This is a genomic window from Bradyrhizobium sp. 138, assembly GCF_023074075.1.
Classification (GTDB): Bacteria; Pseudomonadota; Alphaproteobacteria; order Rhizobiales; family Xanthobacteraceae; genus Bradyrhizobium.
This window is the reverse complement of the sequence record NZ_JADPKT010000033.1, coordinates 204,654-222,631: the sequence shown is the minus strand read 5'-3', so window position 1 is coordinate 222,631 and position 17,978 is coordinate 204,654. Positions and strand designations below refer to the sequence as shown.

The following is a 17,978-nucleotide window of genomic DNA, read 5'->3' as shown; positions in this document are numbered from 1 at the left end:
TGCGTCATGGTGGAGCCAAGCCTCGGAAAGAAGGTCCATCACCACGAACCATCAGGGCAGGAAATCATGAAGAGAAGAGACTTTATCAAGGTCACAGGACTTGGCGCGGCCGGCGCCGCCACGCTCGCGGCTCCCGCGATCGCGCAATCGATGCCGGAAATCAAATGGCGCATGCCGACGAGCTGGCCGAAATCGCTCGACACGCTGTTTGGCGGCGCCGAGATGATGTGCAAGATGGTCGCGGAGGCGACCGACAACAAATTCCAGATCCAGATCTTCGCAGCCGGCGAGATCGTGCCGGGCCTGCAGGTGCTCGACGCCGTGCAGAACGGCACCTGCGAAATCGGTCACACCGCCTCCTACTATTATTTCGGCAAGGATCCGACCTTCACCTTCGGCTCGGCCGTGCCGTTCGGTCCCAACATGCGCATCAACCAGGCCTGGTACATGCAGGGCGGCGGACGCGACGTGCTCAACGAGTTCTACAAGAGCTATAACGTCACCTCGCTGCTGGCCGGCAACACCGGTTGCCAGATGGGCGGCTGGTTCAGGAAAGAGGTCAACACGCCCGATGATCTCAAGGGCATGAAATTCCGCATCGGCGGCTTCACCGGCCGCGTGCTTCAGAAGCTCGGCGTGGTGCCACAGCAGCTCGCCGGCGGCGACATCTATCCGGCGCTGGAAAAGGGTACCATCGACGCCGCCGAATGGGTCGGTCCCTATGACGACGAGAAGCTCGGCTTCTACAAGATCGCGCCGCACTACTACTATCCTGGCTGGTGGGAAGGCGGGCCGATGCTGCTGGCTTTCGTCAATCTCGACAAGTGGAACGCGCTGCCGAAATATTACCAGAGCGTGCTGGAGCAGGCCGGCCACTACGCCAACAACTACATGATGGCGCGCTACGACACCGCCAATCCGCTGGCGCTGAAGAAGCTGCTCGCGGGCGGCACCAAGCTGCACGCTTTCTCGCCATCGATCATGGACGCCTGTTACAAGGCCGCCAAGGAGCTGCACACTGAAGTCGGCGCGACCAACGCCAACTTCAAGAAGGTGCATGACTCGCTCGCCAAGTTCACGAGCGACGGCTACTCCTGGTTCCAGGTCGCCGAAGTCGGTTACGACATCTTCATGGCGCGGCGCTCGCAGAGCTGATCACGTCTTCTGTTGCAGGCACGCCCCGGCGCGAAAGCTCCGGGGCGTTGTTATGTTCATTGGCAAGCGCCAGACTCAAAAAATGAAAAACAACGCCATGCACAGTAGCCAATGGCTTGATAAGTCATGGGAAAAAATTGGCGGTACAAGCGGCCTTCGCGGAGCCGGAACCAGCCATTTTTACGATCTGATCGAAGGCAAGAGGTGCGACTTCACGGCGAGCCAGTTTGAACGGCCGATCGCGTATATGGATTTGCCTGCGAGTCGGACCGAGGCGGAGCTCGGCGCAGCATGCGATCAACTGGCCGAACTCAGGGCCGCTTTTTAGAAGCGGCCATCCTGCGAGCTAGCCAATCTAGTCGCGAACATAGTCTCCGCCCGCTCCAGCAGTTTCATCGAGTGAACGATCGGCCAAAAGGACACGACGTTGCTGTGCGCTTATTTCGAGGGGCGCAGCTAGAATGGTCCAGCTGCTACGGGCGTCCGCCGTCTCGTCTTCCGAGCGCACAGCCGATTGTCTTACAGGAACCTGACAGGTGATCGGTCCCGCCCGCTGCTTTTTCGCTGGTCGCGAGGCCCGGAATGCTTGAAAAGAGCGAAGATGCCGCGCGAGCCGTGCGGCGACCTGAGTATCCGGCGGGACTGCGATGCGCCTTCTGATCGTCGAGGACAATGCCGAGCTGTCGCGACTCGTCGCGGGCGGGCTGGCGGCGGCCGGCTACCAGAGCGACATCGTCGGCAGCGCGGCCGAGGCGCGCGAGGCGGTGAGCAGCGTCAGCTATGCTGCGATGATCCTCGACCTCGGGCTGCCCGACGGCGACGGTCTGTCGGTGCTGCGCGAGCTGCGCCTCAAGATGGAACCGCTGCCCGTGCTGGTGCTGACCGCGCGCGGTGGCCTGCAGGATCGCGTCAGTGGCCTGCGCAGCGGCGCCGACGACTATCTCGCAAAGCCGTTCGCGATGGAGGAGCTGGTGGCGCGGCTGGAGGCGATCCTGCGCCGGCCCGGCCAGCTGCTCGGCCGTTCGCTCAGTCTCGCCAACCTCGTCTACGACACCGAGAGTCGCCAGATTTTCGTCGACGACCAGCCGCGGATCATCTCCGCGCGCGAGACCTCGGTGCTCGAGATCCTGCTGCGCCGGCAGGGGCGGGTGGTGCCGAAGAAGAACGTCGAGGACCACATCTTCGGACTGGACGGCGAGGTCGCTTCCAACGCGGTCGAGGTCTATGTCTCGCGGCTGCGCAAGCAGCTCGCTGAACACGGCGCCAAGGTCGTGATCCATACCATCCGCGGCGTCGGCTATCTCATGGATGTGGAGAAATAGCGTGGCCCGGGTCGGATCTCACGTCGGATCCCATGCCGGGTCCTATGGCAGATCGCCGACGTTCAAATCGCTGATCTGGCGCATCGTGTTCCTGCACATCCTGGCGGTGGCGGTGGTCGCGATCTTCCTGCCGCTGGTCTTGTTCTGGCTGCTCAATTCTGAGATCGACCAGCTGCATCGCGATGCCATGCGCGCCCAGGCCGAAGTGCTGGCGGAGCGCATCGTCGCGCAGCCGGACGGTGCGTTGACGTTCAATCTGCCGGACAGTCTCAAGGGCCTCTATTCGGATGCTTACGGCCGCTATCAGTACGACATTCGCGATGCCGAGGGCCGCTTGCTGTTCTCCTCGCACCGGCGCTTCGCCGCCACTGCACCGCGCTCGTCGGAGAGCATTTCCGGCGCCACGGTCACCCGGGACATCGACGGCAAGACGGTGCGCGTCCAGGTCGCCGAGGATCTCGCGCACCGCGACGTCATCATCGACGACATCGTCTCGAATTTCTTCCGGCGGGTGGGGTGGATCACCATCCCGATCCTCTTGGTCCTGCTAGCCACCGACATCATCATTTTCCGCCGTGCGATCGCGCCGCTGTGGAAGGCCTCCGAGGAGGCCAGCAATATCGGTCCGGCGCGCACCGATATCCGCTTGCCGACCGAACAGATCCCGCGCGAGATCCTGCCGCTCGTCACCGCCGTCAACCAGGCCCTCGACCGCCTCGAGGACGGCTTTCGGTTGCAACGGCAGTTCACGGCCGATGCCGCGCATCAATTGCGTACTCCCCTCGCGATCCTGCGCACACGGATCGAGACGCTTGACGATCGTGCGGCACGGCAAGCGCTGCATGCCGACATCGAAGCCATGAGCCGGCTCGTCGCCCAGCTCCTGGAGATCGCCGAGCTCGACACCCTGGTGCTCGATCCCGGCGAGACCGCGGATTTGCGTGCCGTCTGCGCCGATGTGGTCGCCTCGATCGCACCGTTCGCAATCAGTCAGCACAAGGACATTGCGCTGAGGGGGACCGACGCGCCGGTCAAGATCCACGGCAATTCGGAGATGCTTCAGCGCGCGATCTTCAACCTCGCCGAAAACGCCATCAAGTTCACGGCGAAGGACACCACCGTCGATGTCGAGGTGGGTGAGGACGGCTCGGTGCGCGTGCGCGATTGCGGCCCGGGGATCGCGGAGGCCGAGCGCGAGTTGATCTTCCAGCGCTTCTGGCGCGCCGACCGCCAGCGCAGTGACGGCGCGGGGCTGGGACTCTCGATCGTGCGCGCCGTGGCGGATGATCATGCGGCAACGATTGCCGTGGGGAACCTCCCCGGCGGCGGGGCGGAGTTCACGCTGCGGTTTCGGCTGGCGGACAAGACGCCACCTCCCACAAGGGGAGAAAGAAGGGACGCCGTTATTTCAGCTTGCCGCTCGACAGGTCCATGATCATGCGCGTCGCCAGATAGAGCCGCGGCACGATGCTGCCAAGCTGCACATATTCGGCATCATTGGAATGTGCACCGAAGCCTGACAGGCCCATGCCTTCCACCACCGCGCCCTTGGTCTTGAGCGCGGCAAACGCGGCGTCGGTGCCGCCGCCGGTCGCCTTCTCGTCGACCTTGAGGGACATTCCGATCTCCCCATAGATCGTCTTGCCGTGGGCCGCCACGCGGCGCGAGGCCTCGTTGGCTTCGAGCGGTGGGCGACGCACCTCGAACTTCAGGTCGACCTTGGAGTCGGGCAGCAGGCGATTCTTGATCTTGTCCTGCAGCTCCTTTTCCAGCTCCTCGAAATCGGAGACCTTGAGCGCACGCGCATCGGCCTGGGCCGTGGCGTCCGCCGGAATGACATTGCGGTTGGTCCCGGACTTGGAGACCGTCCAGTTCAGCTTCAGGCCCTGTTCGGGCTTGGACAGGTCCTTCATCTGCAGCACCTGGTGCGAGAGCTCGTACAGCGCATTGACGCCGCCCTCCGGCCTTGCGCCGGCATGTGACGACTTGCCCTGGACGCTGAGATAGGCCGAGCCGATACCGCTGGTGGCAAGGCGCAGCGTGCCGTCGGACCCGCCGCCTTCGAACGAGAACACGACGTCCTGATCCGAGGCGAGGCGGGTGATGGTGCTGCGCCAGCCGGGCGAGGAGATCTCCTCGTCGCCGTTCGTGAGGACCGTGAGCGTGCCGTAGTCTTTGAAGTTCAGCTTCTGGAGCAATGCCACGGTATGGAGAATGAGCGCGACGCCTTGCTTGTCGTCGGCGATACCAAGGCCGTAGGCCTTGTCGCCGTCGATACGGAACGGCTGATCCTTCAGCATGCCCTTCAGGTACACCGTGTCCATGTGGGCGATCAGCATGATTTTCTTAGCTCCGGTGCCCTTGAACACGGCGTGCACGGCCGGCCCGATCTTCTCGGGCGTGTCGTCGAGGCGATAGATGTCGGTGGGTTGCAGGATCTCCACCGTGCCGCCGAGCTGCTTGAGCTGGTCGGCAACGCGCCCGGCGATCTGGTTCAGGCCGTCGATGTCCTTGCTGCCGGATTCGATGTTGACGAGATCGCGCAGCGTGTCGAGCAGCGGCTGCTGCTCCTTTTGCGCCAGCGCATGGACATCGGCGACCGGTTCGGCGTGCACCATCGTTGCGGCGCAAGCCAGCCAGAGTGAGGCGACCAACGCGCCAACGAGCGATGGAACAGGGTGAGATCGGGGCATGAGCAGGCATCCGTGGGGCTGGGGATAGCCCGGTATGCCTGCGTTTCCGGTGCTTGTCACGCGTGCCGCCGCGCGTCATGCGCCGCTTGCGCGGAACATGACGGCGAGTGTGGTTCCCGCTACTTCGACGGCGGTCCAAGATCCAGCGGCGGCAGCTCGATCTGCGGCACCTCGATCTTGATCGTGCTGGGGTCGATGTTCGACTGGACGCCCTTGTAGTGCATCACCATCGACGGGAACGCGATCACAAGGCCGACCATGATGACCTGAATGACGACGAAAGGCACTGCACCCCAATAGATCTGACCCGTGGTGACGGGGTCCATCCGCTTGCCGGTGACGCGATCGGTGTAGCGTTCCTTCGGCGCGACCGACCGAAGATAGAACAACGCGAAGCCGAATGGCGGATGCATGAACGAGGTCTGCATGTTGACGCCGAGAATGACGCCGAACCAGATCAGGTCGATACCGAGATGCTCGGCGGCAGGTCCGAGCAGCGGGATCACGATGAAGGCCAGCTCGAAGAAGTCGAGGAAGAAGGCCAGCACGAACACGAATGCGTTGACGAAGATCAGGAAGCCGATCTGGCCGCCGGGCAGGGAGGTCAAGAGGTGCTCGACCCAGACGTGCCCGTTGACGCCGTAGAAGGTGAGCGAGAACACGCGGGCGCCGACCAGGATGAACACGACGAAAGCCGACAGCTTGGCGGTCGATTCCGTGGCTTGCCGGATCAGGTCCCAGCTCAGCCGCCGCTTCGCGGCACCGAGGATGAGGGCGCCGGCGGCACCCATCGCGCCGCCTTCGGTCGGGGTCGCGATGCCGATGAAGATCGTGCCGAGCACCAGGAAGATCAGGAACAGCGGCGGCACCATCACGAACGTGGTCTGCTGCGCCATCTTCGAGAGGAAGCGGAAGCCGGTCAGCTTGTCGATGACCCAGTTGAGCACGGCGACGACGAAGGCGAAGATGATGCCGTAGAACATGCTGAGCACGACGTAGTCGGCGCCATGAACGCTGGAATTGCGCATCATGAACCAGCCGAACACGCAGCTCGCGAGGAACAGCATACCGAGCGAGACCAGGCCGCGGTCGCCGTTCTCCTCGCGAAAGCCGATGGCCTCCTTGGGCAGGCCCGGGGTGGCCTTCGGGAAGATCATGCTGACGAGGAAGGCGTAGCCGGCATAGAGTCCTGCGAGCACGAGGCCCGGAATGAAGGCGCCCTCGTACATATCGCCGACGGATTTGCCGAGCTGGTCGGCCATCACGATCAGAACCAGCGAGGGCGGAATGATCTGCGCGAGCGTGCCGGACGCGGCGATGACGCCGGCTGCCACGCGGCGGTCATAGCCATAGCGCAGCATGATCGGCAGCGAGATCAGACCCATCGAGATCACGGATGCCGCGACCACGCCCGTCGTCGCGGCGAGCAGCGCGCCGACGAAGATCACTGCATAGGCAAGGCCGCCGCGGATGGTACCGAACAATTGGCCGATGGTGTCGAGCAGGTCCTCGGCCATGCCCGACCGCTCCAGCACGAGTCCCATGAAGGTGAAGAAGGGAATGGCCAGCAGCGTGTCGTTGTTCATCACGCCGTAGACCCGCTCCGGAAGCGCCTGGAGGAAGTCGGGATGGAATTGGCCGAGCTGGACGCCGACGATGGCGTAGAACAGGCCGACGGCGCCGAGCGAGAATGCCGCGGGATAGCCGAGCAGCAGCACGACGACCAGCGACGCGAACATTATGGGCGCCATATTGGCGATGATAAAAGCGGTCATAATTCCCCCTAAACCGTCGCCAACGGCTACTTCTTCTCGATCGCTTCGACGAGATGCTCGACTTCAGCCTCCAGCGCCGACACCTGCGAATCATGAGGATCCGGCATCAATCCGCGCATGACCGCAATTCGCTTGATCAGCTCGGAGATGCCTTGAACGAGCAGGAGAGCGAACCCGATCATGATCAGGGCTTTGGCGGGCCATTGCGGCAGGCCGCCGGCATTGCCGGATTGCTCGTTGATGTGGAACGAGCGCTGGAAGAACGGCACGCCGGTGATGATCATGACGATGCACAACGGAATCAGGAAGAACAGGTGGCCGACCACGTCGATCACGTTGCGGACCGTCTTCGGCAGCGCGTTGTTCACGATGTCGATGCGGATGTGCTCGTTGTCGAGCAGCGTCCAGGACGAGCAGAGCAGGAACACGATGCTGAAGAGCACCCATTGCAGCTCGAGCCACGAATTGGAGGACGTATCGAACGTCTTGCGGACGATCGCATTGACCGCCGAGATGATGACGGCGGCCACGATCAGCCACGCCAGGCGTTTGCCCGTCCAGCGTGTGAACGCGTCGATCCCTTGGCTCAGCTTTAGGAGCGCTTGCAACGATAGGTCCTCCCCGATGGTGTGCCCCGGCCGTCTTGACTGCGCCGAACGGGCGCGTGGCTTGTCTCGCCGCGCAGGCATGAGGCCGCCGCACCAAACCAGCGAGCGTGCCGCCAGTCAATCGGAAGTTTGTTGATAGTTAAGGGGAATAAGGCCGTAGTCCGACGGTGTCAGCCGCCGGTGACGCTCATGTGCCTGGACACGCTGGGACGGTCGTGGCGGCGATCGATGATGAAATCGTGGCCCTTGGGCTTGAGGCCGATGGCGCGGTCGATCGCATCTGCAAGCAGCATGTCGTCATCGGATGCACGCAGGGGTTTGCGTAAATCGGAGGCATCCTCGTGCCCGAGGCAGGTGTGCAGCGTTCCCGTGCAGGTAATGCGCACCCGGTTGCAGGATTCGCAGAAATTGTGGGTCATCGGCGTGATGAAGCCGAGCTTGCCGCCGGTCTCGGCGACGCTGACATAGCGCGCCGGACCGCCGGTGCTCTCGGCCAGGTCCGTCAGCGTGAATTGCTGGGCGAGGCGCGCGCGCACCAGCGACAGCGGCAGATACTGGTCGATCCGGCCCGAACCGATCTCGCCCATCGGCATGACCTCGATCAGCGTCAGGCCCATGCCCTTGCCGTGGGCCCAGCGCATCAGCGAAGGCAATTCGTCCTCGTTGAGGTTCTTCAGCGCCACTGCGTTGATCTTCACGGCAAGTCCTGCGGCGCGCGCGGCCTCGATGCCTTCCAGCACCTTGTCGATCTCGCCCCAGCGGGTGATCTCGCGAAACTTCCGGGGATCCAGCGTGTCGAGCGAGACGTTGATGCGGCGGACGCCGCAATCGGCGAGCTCCTGCGCGTGTTTCGCCAGCTGGGTGCCATTGGTGGTCAGCGTCAGCTCGTTCAGGGCGCCGCTCGACAGATGCCGCGACAGCGAGTGCACCAATGTCATCACGTTGCGCCGGACCAGCGGCTCGCCGCCGGTGAGGCGCAGCTTCTTGACGCCCTTGGCGATGAAAGCCGAGCAGAGCCGGTCGAGTTCCTCCAGCGTCAGCAGGTTCGCCTTGGGCAGGAACGTCATGTCTTCCGACATGCAGTAGAAGCAGCGCAGGTCGCAGCGGTCGGTGACGGACACGCGCAAATAGCTGATGGTCCGCCCGAACGGATCGGTCATCGGGGTCGACAGCGCGGCGGATCCGTTCATGCGGGAGACCTTGTCACTTGCGGCGACGGGCGCACCTTGCTTCAGAGGGTGCTCGGGACGCAATCTAAGCACCGGACGCGGCGAGGACAATCGGGTGGTATACTTAGTTCAGCGCATGCAGGCGCCGGCATCGGGGAAACGGCGAGGCGCCGGCCGGAGCGGCCTCGTCGGTTGGGGGGGGGCGATCGCTAAATACATAGAAATTTCAATGGCTTGTGAGTGTTATGCAGTCATCAGGCTGCTGGCGGCGGCCGGCAGGTCGCGCATGTGATGGATCAGCCGGTCCGGCTTCAGCTCGGCGATCGGCACGTCCGTGTAGCCAAAGCTGACCCCGATCACCGGTACCCCGGCCCGGCGAGCCACCCCGACATCGGTTCCGGCGTCGCCGACCATGATGCTGGCTTTGACCGCGCCGCCGGCGCGCGCCACGGTCTCCCGAAAGATGGTCGGATCGGGCTTCTGGACGCCAAACGTGTCCGCGCCGCAAATCGCGGCAAAGCGGCGGCTGAGATCGAGCTGGTCCAGCAGGCGCTTGGACAGCCATTCCAGCTTGTTGGTGCACACCGCGAGGCGATGGCCCTGGGCCGCAAAATGGTCGAGCGCAGCCTCGAGCCCCTCGAAGGGGCGGGATTCGACCGCGATATGATCGGCATAATAGGCGATGAAATCCGCGGTCATCCGGTCCATGTCGGCGGGGGTGACGGTGCGGCCCTCCGCTTCCAGCCCCCGTTCGATCAGCTTGCGGGCGCCGGCGCCGATCATGTTGCGGGCCGAGGCCATCGGCATGGGCGGCAGCCCTTCGCGGTCGAGCACGAAGTTCAGGGCGGTGATCAGGTCGGGCGCCGTATCCACAAGCGTGCCGTCGAGATCGAAGACGATGGTGTGAGGGGAGTTCATGATCCAAGCGCTACCGGCCCGGTCGTGTCCACGCAAGGGGCGGGTCCATAAGATCACCTTATAGGCCTGTTCCCAGACCCTGTTCTCCAGGGAAAAACGAGGCTACATAGGCCGCCGAAAGCGGCCACGATCGGCGGCACGTTCGAGACTTCCAAAGGCAGGCGCACACGTGAACATGGACCAGTTGAAGCGGCAGGCTGCGGCGCGCGCACTCGAGGAGGTGCGGGACGGCATGCAGCTCGGGCTCGGCACCGGCTCGACTGCCAAGCATTTCGTCGAGCTGCTCGGCGAGCGGGTGCGCGCCGGCCTCAAGGTGATCGGCGTGCCCACTTCGGAAGCGACGCGTGCCGACGCGGAGCGCTGTGGCGTGCCGCTCACCACGCTGGACGAGATCGACCACCTCGACATCACGATCGACGGCGCCGACGAGATCGATCCTGCGCTCAACCTGATCAAGGGCGGCGGCGGCGCGCTGCTGCGTGAGAAGATCGTGGCGGCCGCTTCGGATCGCATGATCGTGATTGCCGATGACACCAAATGGGTGCCGACGCTCGGCAAGTTTCCGCTGCCGGTCGAGGTGATCGCGTTCGGGCTTGGCGCGACGCGCCGCGCGATCGAGCAGGCATTTGCCGAATGCGGCGTTTCCGGGCAAATGGCGGTCCGCAAGGCCAAGGACGGCCACGTTTTCGTCACCGATGGCGGCCACTGGATCGTCGATGCCCAGCTCGGACATATTGTGGATCCACCCGGTCTCGCCAAGGCGTTGAGCGCCATCCCCGGCGTGGTCGAGCACGGCCTGTTCATCGGCCTGGCCAGCTCGGCCGTATTGGCGGGCGGCGAGGGAATCCGCGTGATTGAACGGCGTAAGCCGAAAGGAGACCAGGAATGAAGAGCGTTTTGAAGTTTTTGCCGGCGGCGATCCTCGCTGTGGGGTTGACCCTCTCGGCCGCGCCGGCCACGGCGCAACAGGCGGGAGCCCCGCCGAAAGCCTCGCCCGGGGCGATTGCGGCTGCCAAGGAAATCCTGGCCCTGAAGCATGCCAGCGCGATGTACACCAATGCGGTGCCCGGGATGGTGGAGAAGGTCAAGGGCACGCTGATCTCGCAGAATCTCAACTATCAAAAGGATCTCACCAGCGTGGCGCCGGTCGTGGTTCAGCAGTTCGCTGGCCGCGAGCAGGAGATCGGTGAGGGCATGGCCCAAGCCTATGCCCGCGAGTTCACCGAGCAGGAGCTCAAGGAGCTCGTGACGTTCTACAAGTCGCCGTTGGGACAGAAGCTGATCAACGCCGAGCCGAAGGCGATCGAGCAGAGCATGGCCTTCATGAATTCGTGGGCGCAGAGTTTCTCCGAGGTCGTGGCGACAGCCTTCCGCGCCGAAATGAAGAAGCGCGGCAAGGAGATGTAGAAGGCGCGCGATGACGGACACCTAGCGAGGTCGGAGTGGACAATGGCTGAATTCGACGTCGACCTCTTCGTCATCGGTGGCGGTTCGGGCGGCGTGCGTGCCGCCCGCATCGCGGCCGGATACGGCGCCCGCGTCACGATCGCGGAAGAGTACCGCATGGGCGGCACCTGCGTGATCCGCGGCTGCGTGCCGAAGAAGCTGTTCGTGATCGGCTCGCATGTTCGTCACGAGCTCGAGGACGCCGCCGGTTTCGGCTGGACCGTTCCGCCCGCCAGCTTCGACTGGGCGACGCTGATCGCCAACAAGGACAAAGAGATCGCGCGGCTGGAGGCGGCCTATACCGCCAATGTCGAGAAGTCGGGCGCGCAGATCGTCAAGAGCCGCGCGGTGATCGAAGACAAGCACACCGTCCGTCTGCTCGAAAACGACCGCAAGATCACCGCAAGATACATCCTGATCGCCACCGGTGGTGCGCCGAACCACGGCGCTTCGATCCCCGGCATCGAGCACGTGATCTCCTCCAACGAGGCGTTCCACCTGGAAAAGCTGCCGAGGCGGATCGTGATCCAGGGCGGCGGCTACATCGCGCTGGAATTCGCCGGCATCTTCGCCGGCTTCGGCTCCGACGTCACCGTGATCTATCGTGGCGACAACATCCTGCGCGGTTTCGACGAGGATGTTCGGGCCCATGTCCGAGCTGAGATGGAGAAGCAGGGCATCACCATTCTCACGGGATGCACGGTAGCCAAGGTCGATCGCCATGGCGAGGAATTCACCACGCATCTGTCGAACGGATCGAGCCTTGCCTCCGACCAGGTGATGTTCGCGATCGGCCGCCATCCGGCGGTGGCCAACCTCGGGTTGGAGAAAGCCGGTGTTGCCATCAACCCTGGGAATGGCGGCATCGCGGTCGACCATTTCTCCAGGAGCTCGGTCGACAGCATCTATGCGATCGGCGACGTCACCCATCGCTTCAACCTGACGCCGGTCGCGATCCGCGAGGGCCATGCCTTCGCCGACACCGTGTTCGGCAAGCGCGAGGTGACGGTTGATCACGCCAACATCCCGACCGCGGTGTTCTCGCAGCCCGAGGTCGGTACCGTTGGTCTCACCGAGACTGAGGCGTGCGCGCAATTTAGTCACGTCGACATCTACAAGACGACGTTTCGCCCGATCAAGGCGACGATGTCCGGCCGCGACACCCGCGTGCTGATGAAGCTCGTCGTCGACGGCGCGACCGATCGCGTGCTCGGCTGCCACATCGTCGGCGATGCCGCCGCCGAGATCACGCAAGCCGTGGCGATCGCGGTGAAGATGAAGGCGACCAAGGCCGATTTCGACGCGACGATCGCGCTGCATCCGACCGCGGCCGAGGAGCTCGTCACCATGCGCACCCCGACCGCGCGCCATGTGCGCCAGGCGGCGGAATAGGGCGTCTCCTAACCGTACAAATATCCGACCGGCTTGCCTTCGGTGCGCAGCGGACGAATGTCCCTCTGCGTGATGATCTGGCCGGCGAGACCGTCGATCTCGTCGCGCTGCGTCGGCGTCCAGCTCCGCAGCTCGTTCATGCCCTTGAGCAGGCCGAGCCTGAGCACCTGGGTGTTCTCGCCGACGCCTATGAGGCTGATCGAGCTCTTGCCTGAGGTCACCACGTCGCCCGCCGACAGCTCGAAGGCCTCGCCGGCCCTGGTCTTGAATTCGGCCGTGCCGCGAATGACGCGATAGATCACGACCTCGCCCTTGGCGAGCGAGGCGGTGTCCGCGGATGCCGATGCACTCTTCGGCAGCAGCGACTGGCCGCGCGGGTCGGTTGCGATGATGTGGCCGGTGACGAGCTGGCCGCTCGGGACCTCGATGCCGATGTCGCGCACGTAAACCGGCAGCGCCGATTTGATCGAGCCGTCCGCGAGCGGCTTGAACAGTGCATCCAGCGCCAGGGGGTCCTGCAGCCAGAAGCCGGCACCAGCCGGGCGATCGTGCAGCGGATGGCGCCAGGCTATGCGCGGGGTCTCGGCTTCGTCGATCTGGTCCGGACCTACGATGGTCGGGTTCGGAAAGGTGGTGGGATCGGTGATGAAGGCTTCGAGGAATTTGCCCGAATAGCCCATCGAGATCGGATCCGGCACCACGGTCTGCGGCGTCTTCAGATTCGCTTCGGTCGACAGGCCCGACCAGGTGTAGAACAGCTGGCGATGCACGATCGCGCTTTGCAGCATCACCGCGCCGGAAGCGCCCGTCATAGTCGAAGGTGAAAGCGCCCGAGGTGACCAGCACGAGCTGAAAGCCGCCCGGCGGAAGATGCAGATGGAAGTCGGTCGGACCGGTGTCGGGACGGTAGATCGGCAGATTGGTCGCGACTTCGTGGAGCAGGAAGGTTTCGTTATTGGCGTGAAAGCCCTCGTTGGCGCGATTGTAGAGGGCTTGCGGGCGATACGTCGGCTCGAACTTCGCATTCCGGTCGCGATCGATCGCGACGAAGTCCTGCGTGTTGAGGCGAAGCGGCGCGCCGTTCGGATGGGTGAGGCCGGTGGTCTTGAGATCGCCCGCAGCATGCACGTTCATGACGCTCTCCGCTCCGCCTCGTTGCTTCGCTTGCAACGTCATTGCGAATTCTGGGCCAGTTGGTTCTCGAAGCGGCAAGCGAGCCCGGAGCAGTGATGCGGGCGTACCCGTTCAGGAAAAATCCGGTGATTGCACGGGATGTTAGATCGACGACCGGTTCTGATCGACAGACGCCGTGCCGAGGGCGCCGCGTCCGGGGCCGCGGCGGACCTGTCTAATTTGTCAGCAAGTCTCGCCAGTGCAGGTGCAGCGGCGCTGGTGGCAGATCGACGCGGTGTCGTCCTCGGGATGAGTGATAATTCCGCGACCGGGCAGGGTGGCGATTGACAGATTGTTCATGTTTTGTTCTTGTGATGCGACCGAGATGGAGGCAGCCATGGACAACCGCATCAACGAAATCCGCACGACCATCAGAGCGCTCCGCGTCAGCATGCGCGAAGCTGAAGCGATCATGCATGAGCAGATCAACCGTGACGAGGACTGCAGCTTCGTGGCGCAGGAAGTCATCAAGATGCGCTCGGTCATGAGCCTGCTCGCGAAGGAGCGGATCGCGCTCGGCGATGAGGAGCCGATCCTCGTGAACAGCTTTTTCATCCCGCGGCGCCGCCCGACACGAAGGCCGGCCGCGGCGCTCACCGCCGAATCCGTGTTCCGTCCGCGCGTGCTGGCGCGGGTTTGACGCGGAGGGCGCCTCAATCAAAAGCGCGAGGCGCGGCCCGATCCGGCTTGCCGGCCGGGCTGTCCGCCCACTTCGCCATGTCCATGGTCCGCGCGTCGACGCCTTCGCACCAGAAGCAGTTCGGCCGCGTGCGGTCGTTCTCGGACAGGATCGGGACCAGGCTGTGGCCGCAACCGGCGCACCACGTGATGTCAGTCATGCTTTTCCTCTAGGGCGTACCAAATCCAGAAACAACGTTGTCGTTCGCGAAGCTTGCGCGGGCGCTATGACGGCGCTGGGGCACCGCGCCCGATGGGCGCGCTCGTTCCTGACATCGTTGATGTAGCGATCCATCGTGACACGGCTGCGATGTCGTCGCCGTTTTCGCGATAGGCGCGAAGCTGGAACTCCGCCGAGCTGCCGCGATCCACAATGATGCGGCAGTGCTCGATCTCGGCGGCGCAGCCGAGCGCGTCCGCGTCCTCGGCGGTGTCGTCGATGATTCGGGACAGCATCTCCGAAATCGTGACCGGTCCGTCTCTGGAGGCAAAGATGCAATCGGTGCCGTAGCGCTGGGCGCGCCATTTATTCTCCACCGCAATGGCGCGTTCGACCACCGTGATCTCCTTCGACAAATGAGGTCGCAGATGGAGGTGGCGCATCAGGCAGCGATAGAGCGAGGCAATCGCAACGGCATCGTCGACGAACGTGCAGGTGTCGGGCGCGCGAAGCTCGAGCGTCGGGTGCCGCATCGAAGGACGCATCGCCCACCAGATGTGGCTCTCGTCGGGAACGACGCCGGAGCGCTGCAAAGCGCCGACATATTCGTCGTAGTCCTGCCTGCTCTCGAACAATTCGGGCAGGCCGGTGCGCGGCAGCTCGGAATAGGCGGCGAGCCGGTAGCCCTTCAGTCCGGTCTTGTGCGAATTCCAGAACGGGGAGGATGCCGACAGCGCGATGAACAGCGGCAAATGCGGCAGCATCGCCCGCATCACCGCCATGCGCTTCTCGGGATCGGGCAACTGGACATGCACATGCATGCCGCACATCATGTTGCGATGGCCGATGCTGCGCAGATCTTCGATCATCTCCTCGTAGCGCGGCTTCGGGCTCGGCTGCGACATACGCCAGACCGCTGTCGGGTGCGTGCCGCAGGCCATGATCACGAATCCATATTGCGCGGCGACGTTCGCGACTTCGCGCCGCAGGAAGCGTAGCTCTTCGCGGGCGTCGTTGACGTCGACGTGAACGTTGGTCGCGACCTCGAGCTGGGATTGCAGCATCTCGCGCATGGCCTGGCCGCCGGTCGACCAGTTCGCCGACTCGAACAACTCGTTGGGCGTCTGGATTGCGACCTCGAAGCTGCGGCGGTCGGCCAGGAAGTACTCCTCCTCGATGCCGAAGGAATATTCAGCCGCCTTGCTGCCGCCGCCGGCCGAGCGAATGACGAGGTGCTGCTTGTCGTGCGAGGAATCAAGGCGCAGCAGTTTCAAAACGTCCGAAGCAAATGTCATGTCCCACCCGGCAAGGTATTACCTGCGGGCGATAATCCTTCTGACCGCAGCCGGTTCCGCGTCGCACTCGCTGGAAATTGCGAGGTCGAAGGGAACAATCTTCACGTTTTCGGATGCGCGCGCGATCAGCGCGTGATTTGGCGGCACTTCGGTCCGGTCCGATTCCTTGTCGAAGGGTTCGGATACGGCGATGACCTGGCCGCCGTCCTCGCGAAAATAAAGTGTGTTCGCGGCGTCGTTGACTGCAACACGGAAGGCGTAAAGATCCTGGCCATTGGCGATCGCACTGGTGAAGCGCAGCCGTTCGCGGAGCTGGCCTTCATTGACGAGGCCGACGAGGGCCTGCAGCACGCGCTGCGTTGCTTGGAGCGGATCGCTGTCGAGGCCGGCGCCCATCATGGCGAGGAACACGGCTTCCGAATCGGTCGTGCCCAGTCGCGAAGGGTAATAGGCATCGGGAATCAGCGCCTCGACCTTGCGCCGCAGCCGATTCCAGCTCCCGACGAATCCATTGTGCATGAACATCCAGTGGCCGCAGGCAAAAGGATGGCAATTCTGCCGCGTCACCGCGGTGCCGGTGGCGGCGCGCACATGGGCAAAGAACAGATGCGAGCGCAGATGCCGGCAGAGATAACGCAGATTCTCGTCCGACCACGCCGGGCGCGTCTCGCGATAAAGGCCCGGTTCCGGATGCTCGCCGTACCAGCCGAGACCAAAGCCGTCGCCATTCGAGCCCGCCGTCGACTGCAGCGAGCGGATGCTCTGCGCGACCAGCGAATGCTCGGGCTCGGTGACATAGGGCTCGAAAGACGTCGTCTCGCCCCGATATGCGATCCAGCGGCACATAAGGTTCCTGTCGGGGATGCCGTGACACGCAGTAACTGACCGGCCTGCATGATGGTTCCGGTGGCCGCTCTTCGACGTCTTCGGGAAATATCCGCGTTTCGCTATGGCACCCTTAGACGTTCATTTACCCTGCGGAACTGGAACCGGCGAATTAACACGTCCCTTAACTCGACACGGTTAGGTTGCACTCGCTATCTGGGTGCACATTATGGGCCGCTTCATTCTTTTCGCATGCATGGCGTTCGTCACGACCTTCGTAGGCGTCTCCTGGGCGATGCGTGGCTTTCCCACAACCGTCGCGTCCTCCTCGCCGGTCGGTCAGTTGAAGCCGACGCTCACCGCCACGTTCGGCGACGAAAATGCTGCCAAAGTTCGTGAACGCAAGGAATGGGAAGCCAAGCACACGCTGCAAAGCGACAAGGATCCGCAACTCGATGCGCTGCGGATGGACGCACTGCAGGCGAGCACCGCCTACGCGATGTCGCCGTGTGACGGGACCATGAAAGCAAATCTCATTGCGGCGACGTCGGCCTATGCGCGGGGCTACATGAAAATCTTCGACTGCCCAAATCCGGCACTGGCCATGTTCTGCAGCGAAAAGAAGCGCGATCAGGCCAACGCCGCATACTCGACGCCGCTGGACGTTCGCGTCCAGGCGCAGCTCGCCGAGGCGTTCGAGCAGAAAGGTATCGTCAAGGAGGATTTTCCGGAGGAGATTCGCCTCACGGTGCTCCAGTTTGCCGGGCCCGGCCTGTGGTCAGATCCGTCTCCCGTGTGTCTGCCGAAGCAACGCGGAACGAACGCGAAATGAGCCGTGCCTGGCTCATCCTCTGGGCCCTCGTCGTCTATCAGGTCGCCGCATGGGCCTTCGCGCCGCAAAAGGCCGCCCAGCCCGCAACTCCGGTTGACGGTCCGGGCTACGGGTCCAACGAAGCGATTTTCGTGGACGGGAGAGCACGCACGCGCAGTTCGGCAGCTCAGGCGTTCGATCTCCCCTATGGATCGCGCTGCGCAGGCGAGGGGCGGAAACAGTTCATCAGCTCGGTCGGTGGATATTACTACCGCCGTCAAAACGAGACGGAACGTTATCCCGAGACCTTTGGCAAGCCAGGCGCAGACTACATCGCGAAACAATGGGTGACGGGCGAGGACAAGCGCATCGAGCGCCTGACGCAAGAAGCTTACGCTCAAGGCTATCTTCAGCCGTCGGATTTCGACAACGTTGCGCGCAAGATGGTCGAAGCCATCGTCAGGAACGAGCGCATCACGGTTCGTTCCTGCGCGAGCTGATGTCGGCGGAGCGGCCCGCCGTCGATCACTAAACCGTCATCCTTCGAGGCTTCGGCTT

At 63.6% G+C, this 17,978-nt stretch carries 18 protein-coding genes and 1 pseudogene; 10 read left to right on the top strand and 9 right to left on the bottom strand.

Annotated features, from left to right (window positions below; genetic code table 11):
- The first annotated feature begins 66 nt into the window (after positions 1-66).
- The 4 genes from IVA79_RS16365 (at position 67) to IVA79_RS16350 (ending at position 3,912) form a co-directional block, all read left to right on the top strand.
- Positions 67-1,155 (top strand): TRAP transporter substrate-binding protein, encoded by a 1,089-nt coding sequence (locus IVA79_RS16365; RefSeq protein ID WP_247554394.1) that lies wholly within the window; start codon positions 67-69, stop codon positions 1,153-1,155.
- Between the two features lie 52 nt (positions 1,156-1,207).
- A complete protein-coding gene (locus IVA79_RS16360) occupies positions 1,208-1,483 on the top strand; it encodes a hypothetical protein (protein ID WP_247554392.1) in 276 nt (91 codons plus the stop codon).
- A gap of 319 nt (positions 1,484-1,802) precedes the next feature.
- Positions 1,803-2,477, top strand: a complete 675-nt coding sequence (locus IVA79_RS16355) for a response regulator transcription factor (protein WP_038946264.1) — start codon at positions 1,803-1,805, stop codon at positions 2,475-2,477.
- A gap of 1 nt (position 2,478) precedes the next feature.
- The gene (locus IVA79_RS16350) at positions 2,479-3,912 is read left to right on the top strand and encodes an ATP-binding protein (RefSeq protein WP_247554390.1); all 1,434 of its coding nucleotides are present in this window, start codon (positions 2,479-2,481) and stop codon (positions 3,910-3,912) included.
- On the opposite strand, the gene IVA79_RS16345 is transcribed toward IVA79_RS16350, so the two are convergent.
- The 5 genes from IVA79_RS16345 to IVA79_RS16325 all read right to left on the bottom strand — a co-directional run bounded on the left by IVA79_RS16345 (position 3,881) and on the right by IVA79_RS16325 (position 9,640).
- A complete protein-coding gene (locus tag IVA79_RS16345; protein ID WP_247554388.1) occupies positions 3,881-5,170 on the bottom strand; it encodes a M20/M25/M40 family metallo-hydrolase in 1,290 nt (429 codons plus the stop codon). The two genes, IVA79_RS16350 and IVA79_RS16345, sit on opposite strands and share 32 nt — an antisense overlap.
- Before the next feature lie 119 nt (positions 5,171-5,289).
- Positions 5,290-6,945, bottom strand: coding sequence for a TRAP transporter large permease subunit (locus tag IVA79_RS16340; protein WP_247554386.1), 1,656 nt, complete (start codon positions 6,943-6,945; stop codon positions 5,290-5,292).
- A 26-nt stretch (positions 6,946-6,971) separates the two neighbouring features.
- The gene (locus tag IVA79_RS16335) at positions 6,972-7,553 is read right to left on the bottom strand and encodes a TRAP transporter small permease subunit (protein ID WP_247554384.1); all 582 of its coding nucleotides are present in this window, start codon (positions 7,551-7,553) and stop codon (positions 6,972-6,974) included.
- Between the two features lie 170 nt (positions 7,554-7,723).
- Entirely contained in the window at positions 7,724-8,743 is a 1,020-nt protein-coding gene (gene moaA / locus IVA79_RS16330; RefSeq protein WP_247554382.1) for a GTP 3',8-cyclase MoaA, read from the bottom strand.
- A 222-nt stretch (positions 8,744-8,965) separates the two neighbouring features.
- On the bottom strand, positions 8,966-9,640 hold the full coding sequence (locus IVA79_RS16325) for an HAD family hydrolase (protein WP_247554379.1): 675 nt from the start codon (positions 9,638-9,640) through the stop codon (positions 8,966-8,968).
- Positions 9,641-9,809: 169 nt separating this feature from the next.
- Between IVA79_RS16325 and rpiA the strand changes: the two genes are divergently transcribed.
- From rpiA to gor, 3 genes are read left to right on the top strand one after another with little or no spacing between them, the layout of a single operon-like run.
- Positions 9,810-10,529, top strand: coding sequence for a ribose-5-phosphate isomerase RpiA (rpiA, locus tag IVA79_RS16320; RefSeq protein ID WP_247554378.1), 720 nt, complete (start codon positions 9,810-9,812; stop codon positions 10,527-10,529).
- Complete coding sequence (locus IVA79_RS16315) at positions 10,526-11,047, top strand: DUF2059 domain-containing protein (RefSeq protein WP_247554376.1); 522 nt, start codon at positions 10,526-10,528, stop codon at positions 11,045-11,047. The genes rpiA and IVA79_RS16315 overlap by 4 nt, the downstream gene beginning before the upstream one ends.
- A 42-nt stretch (positions 11,048-11,089) precedes the next feature.
- Positions 11,090-12,478: a glutathione-disulfide reductase gene (gene gor, locus IVA79_RS16310; RefSeq protein WP_247554374.1), complete on the top strand. Its 1,389-nt coding sequence runs from the start codon at positions 11,090-11,092 to the stop codon at positions 12,476-12,478.
- Between the two features lie 8 nt (positions 12,479-12,486).
- Here gor and IVA79_RS16305 read toward each other — a convergent pair.
- Positions 12,487-13,612: pseudogene (locus IVA79_RS16305) on the bottom strand (hypothetical protein).
- Between the two features lie 376 nt (positions 13,613-13,988).
- Here IVA79_RS16305 and IVA79_RS16295 point away from each other — a divergent pair.
- A complete protein-coding gene (locus tag IVA79_RS16295) occupies positions 13,989-14,291 on the top strand; it encodes a hypothetical protein (protein ID WP_247554368.1) in 303 nt (100 codons plus the stop codon).
- 13 nt (positions 14,292-14,304) lie between these two features.
- Here the strand turns inward: IVA79_RS16295 and IVA79_RS16290 are convergent, their stop codons facing one another.
- From IVA79_RS16290 to IVA79_RS16280, 3 genes are all read right to left on the bottom strand, one after another.
- A complete protein-coding gene (locus IVA79_RS16290; RefSeq protein ID WP_247554366.1) occupies positions 14,305-14,490 on the bottom strand; it encodes a hypothetical protein in 186 nt (61 codons plus the stop codon).
- A gap of 64 nt (positions 14,491-14,554) precedes the next feature.
- A complete protein-coding gene (locus IVA79_RS16285) occupies positions 14,555-15,784 on the bottom strand; it encodes a carboxylate-amine ligase (protein WP_247554364.1) in 1,230 nt (409 codons plus the stop codon).
- A gap of 18 nt (positions 15,785-15,802) precedes the next feature.
- On the bottom strand, positions 15,803-16,630 hold the full coding sequence (locus IVA79_RS16280) for a class II glutamine amidotransferase (RefSeq protein ID WP_247554362.1): 828 nt from the start codon (positions 16,628-16,630) through the stop codon (positions 15,803-15,805).
- A 208-nt stretch (positions 16,631-16,838) separates the two neighbouring features.
- Between IVA79_RS16280 and IVA79_RS16275 the strand changes: the two genes are divergently transcribed.
- Both IVA79_RS16275 and IVA79_RS16270 read left to right on the top strand, forming a co-directional pair.
- The gene (locus IVA79_RS16275) at positions 16,839-17,441 is read left to right on the top strand and encodes a hypothetical protein (protein WP_247554360.1); all 603 of its coding nucleotides are present in this window, start codon (positions 16,839-16,841) and stop codon (positions 17,439-17,441) included.
- Positions 17,438-17,920, top strand: coding sequence for a hypothetical protein (locus tag IVA79_RS16270; protein ID WP_247554358.1), 483 nt, complete (start codon positions 17,438-17,440; stop codon positions 17,918-17,920). Before IVA79_RS16275 ends, IVA79_RS16270 begins: the two co-directional genes overlap by 4 nt.
- Positions 17,921-17,978: the final 58 nt, after the last annotated feature.

Bases quoted from the DNA above. Each gene is read 5' to 3' on its own strand.
- IVA79_RS16365 (WP_247554394.1), top strand. From the start codon at position 67: ATGAAGAGAAGAGACTTTATCAAGGTCACAGGACTTGGCGCGGCCGGC.
- IVA79_RS16360 (WP_247554392.1), top strand. From the start codon at position 1,208: ATGTTCATTGGCAAGCGCCAGACTCAAAAAATGAAAAACAACGCCATG.
- IVA79_RS16355 (WP_038946264.1), top strand. From the start codon at position 1,803: ATGCGCCTTCTGATCGTCGAGGACAATGCCGAGCTGTCGCGACTCGTC.
- IVA79_RS16345 (WP_247554388.1), bottom strand. From the start codon at position 5,170: ATGCCCCGATCTCACCCTGTTCCATCGCTCGTTGGCGCGTTGGTCGCC.
- IVA79_RS16340 (WP_247554386.1), bottom strand. From the start codon at position 6,945: ATGACCGCTTTTATCATCGCCAATATGGCGCCCATAATGTTCGCGTCG.
- moaA (WP_247554382.1), bottom strand. From the start codon at position 8,743: ATGAACGGATCCGCCGCGCTGTCGACCCCGATGACCGATCCGTTCGGG.
- IVA79_RS16325 (WP_247554379.1), bottom strand. From the start codon at position 9,640: ATGAACTCCCCTCACACCATCGTCTTCGATCTCGACGGCACGCTTGTG.
- IVA79_RS16315 (WP_247554376.1), top strand. From the start codon at position 10,526: ATGAAGAGCGTTTTGAAGTTTTTGCCGGCGGCGATCCTCGCTGTGGGG.
- gor (WP_247554374.1), top strand. From the start codon at position 11,090: ATGGCTGAATTCGACGTCGACCTCTTCGTCATCGGTGGCGGTTCGGGC.
- IVA79_RS16295 (WP_247554368.1), top strand. From the start codon at position 13,989: ATGGACAACCGCATCAACGAAATCCGCACGACCATCAGAGCGCTCCGC.
- IVA79_RS16290 (WP_247554366.1), bottom strand. From the start codon at position 14,490: ATGACTGACATCACGTGGTGCGCCGGTTGCGGCCACAGCCTGGTCCCG.
- IVA79_RS16285 (WP_247554364.1), bottom strand. From the start codon at position 15,784: ATGACATTTGCTTCGGACGTTTTGAAACTGCTGCGCCTTGATTCCTCG.
- IVA79_RS16280 (WP_247554362.1), bottom strand. From the start codon at position 16,630: ATGTGCCGCTGGATCGCATATCGGGGCGAGACGACGTCTTTCGAGCCC.
- IVA79_RS16275 (WP_247554360.1), top strand. From the start codon at position 16,839: ATGGGCCGCTTCATTCTTTTCGCATGCATGGCGTTCGTCACGACCTTC.
- IVA79_RS16270 (WP_247554358.1), top strand. From the start codon at position 17,438: ATGAGCCGTGCCTGGCTCATCCTCTGGGCCCTCGTCGTCTATCAGGTC.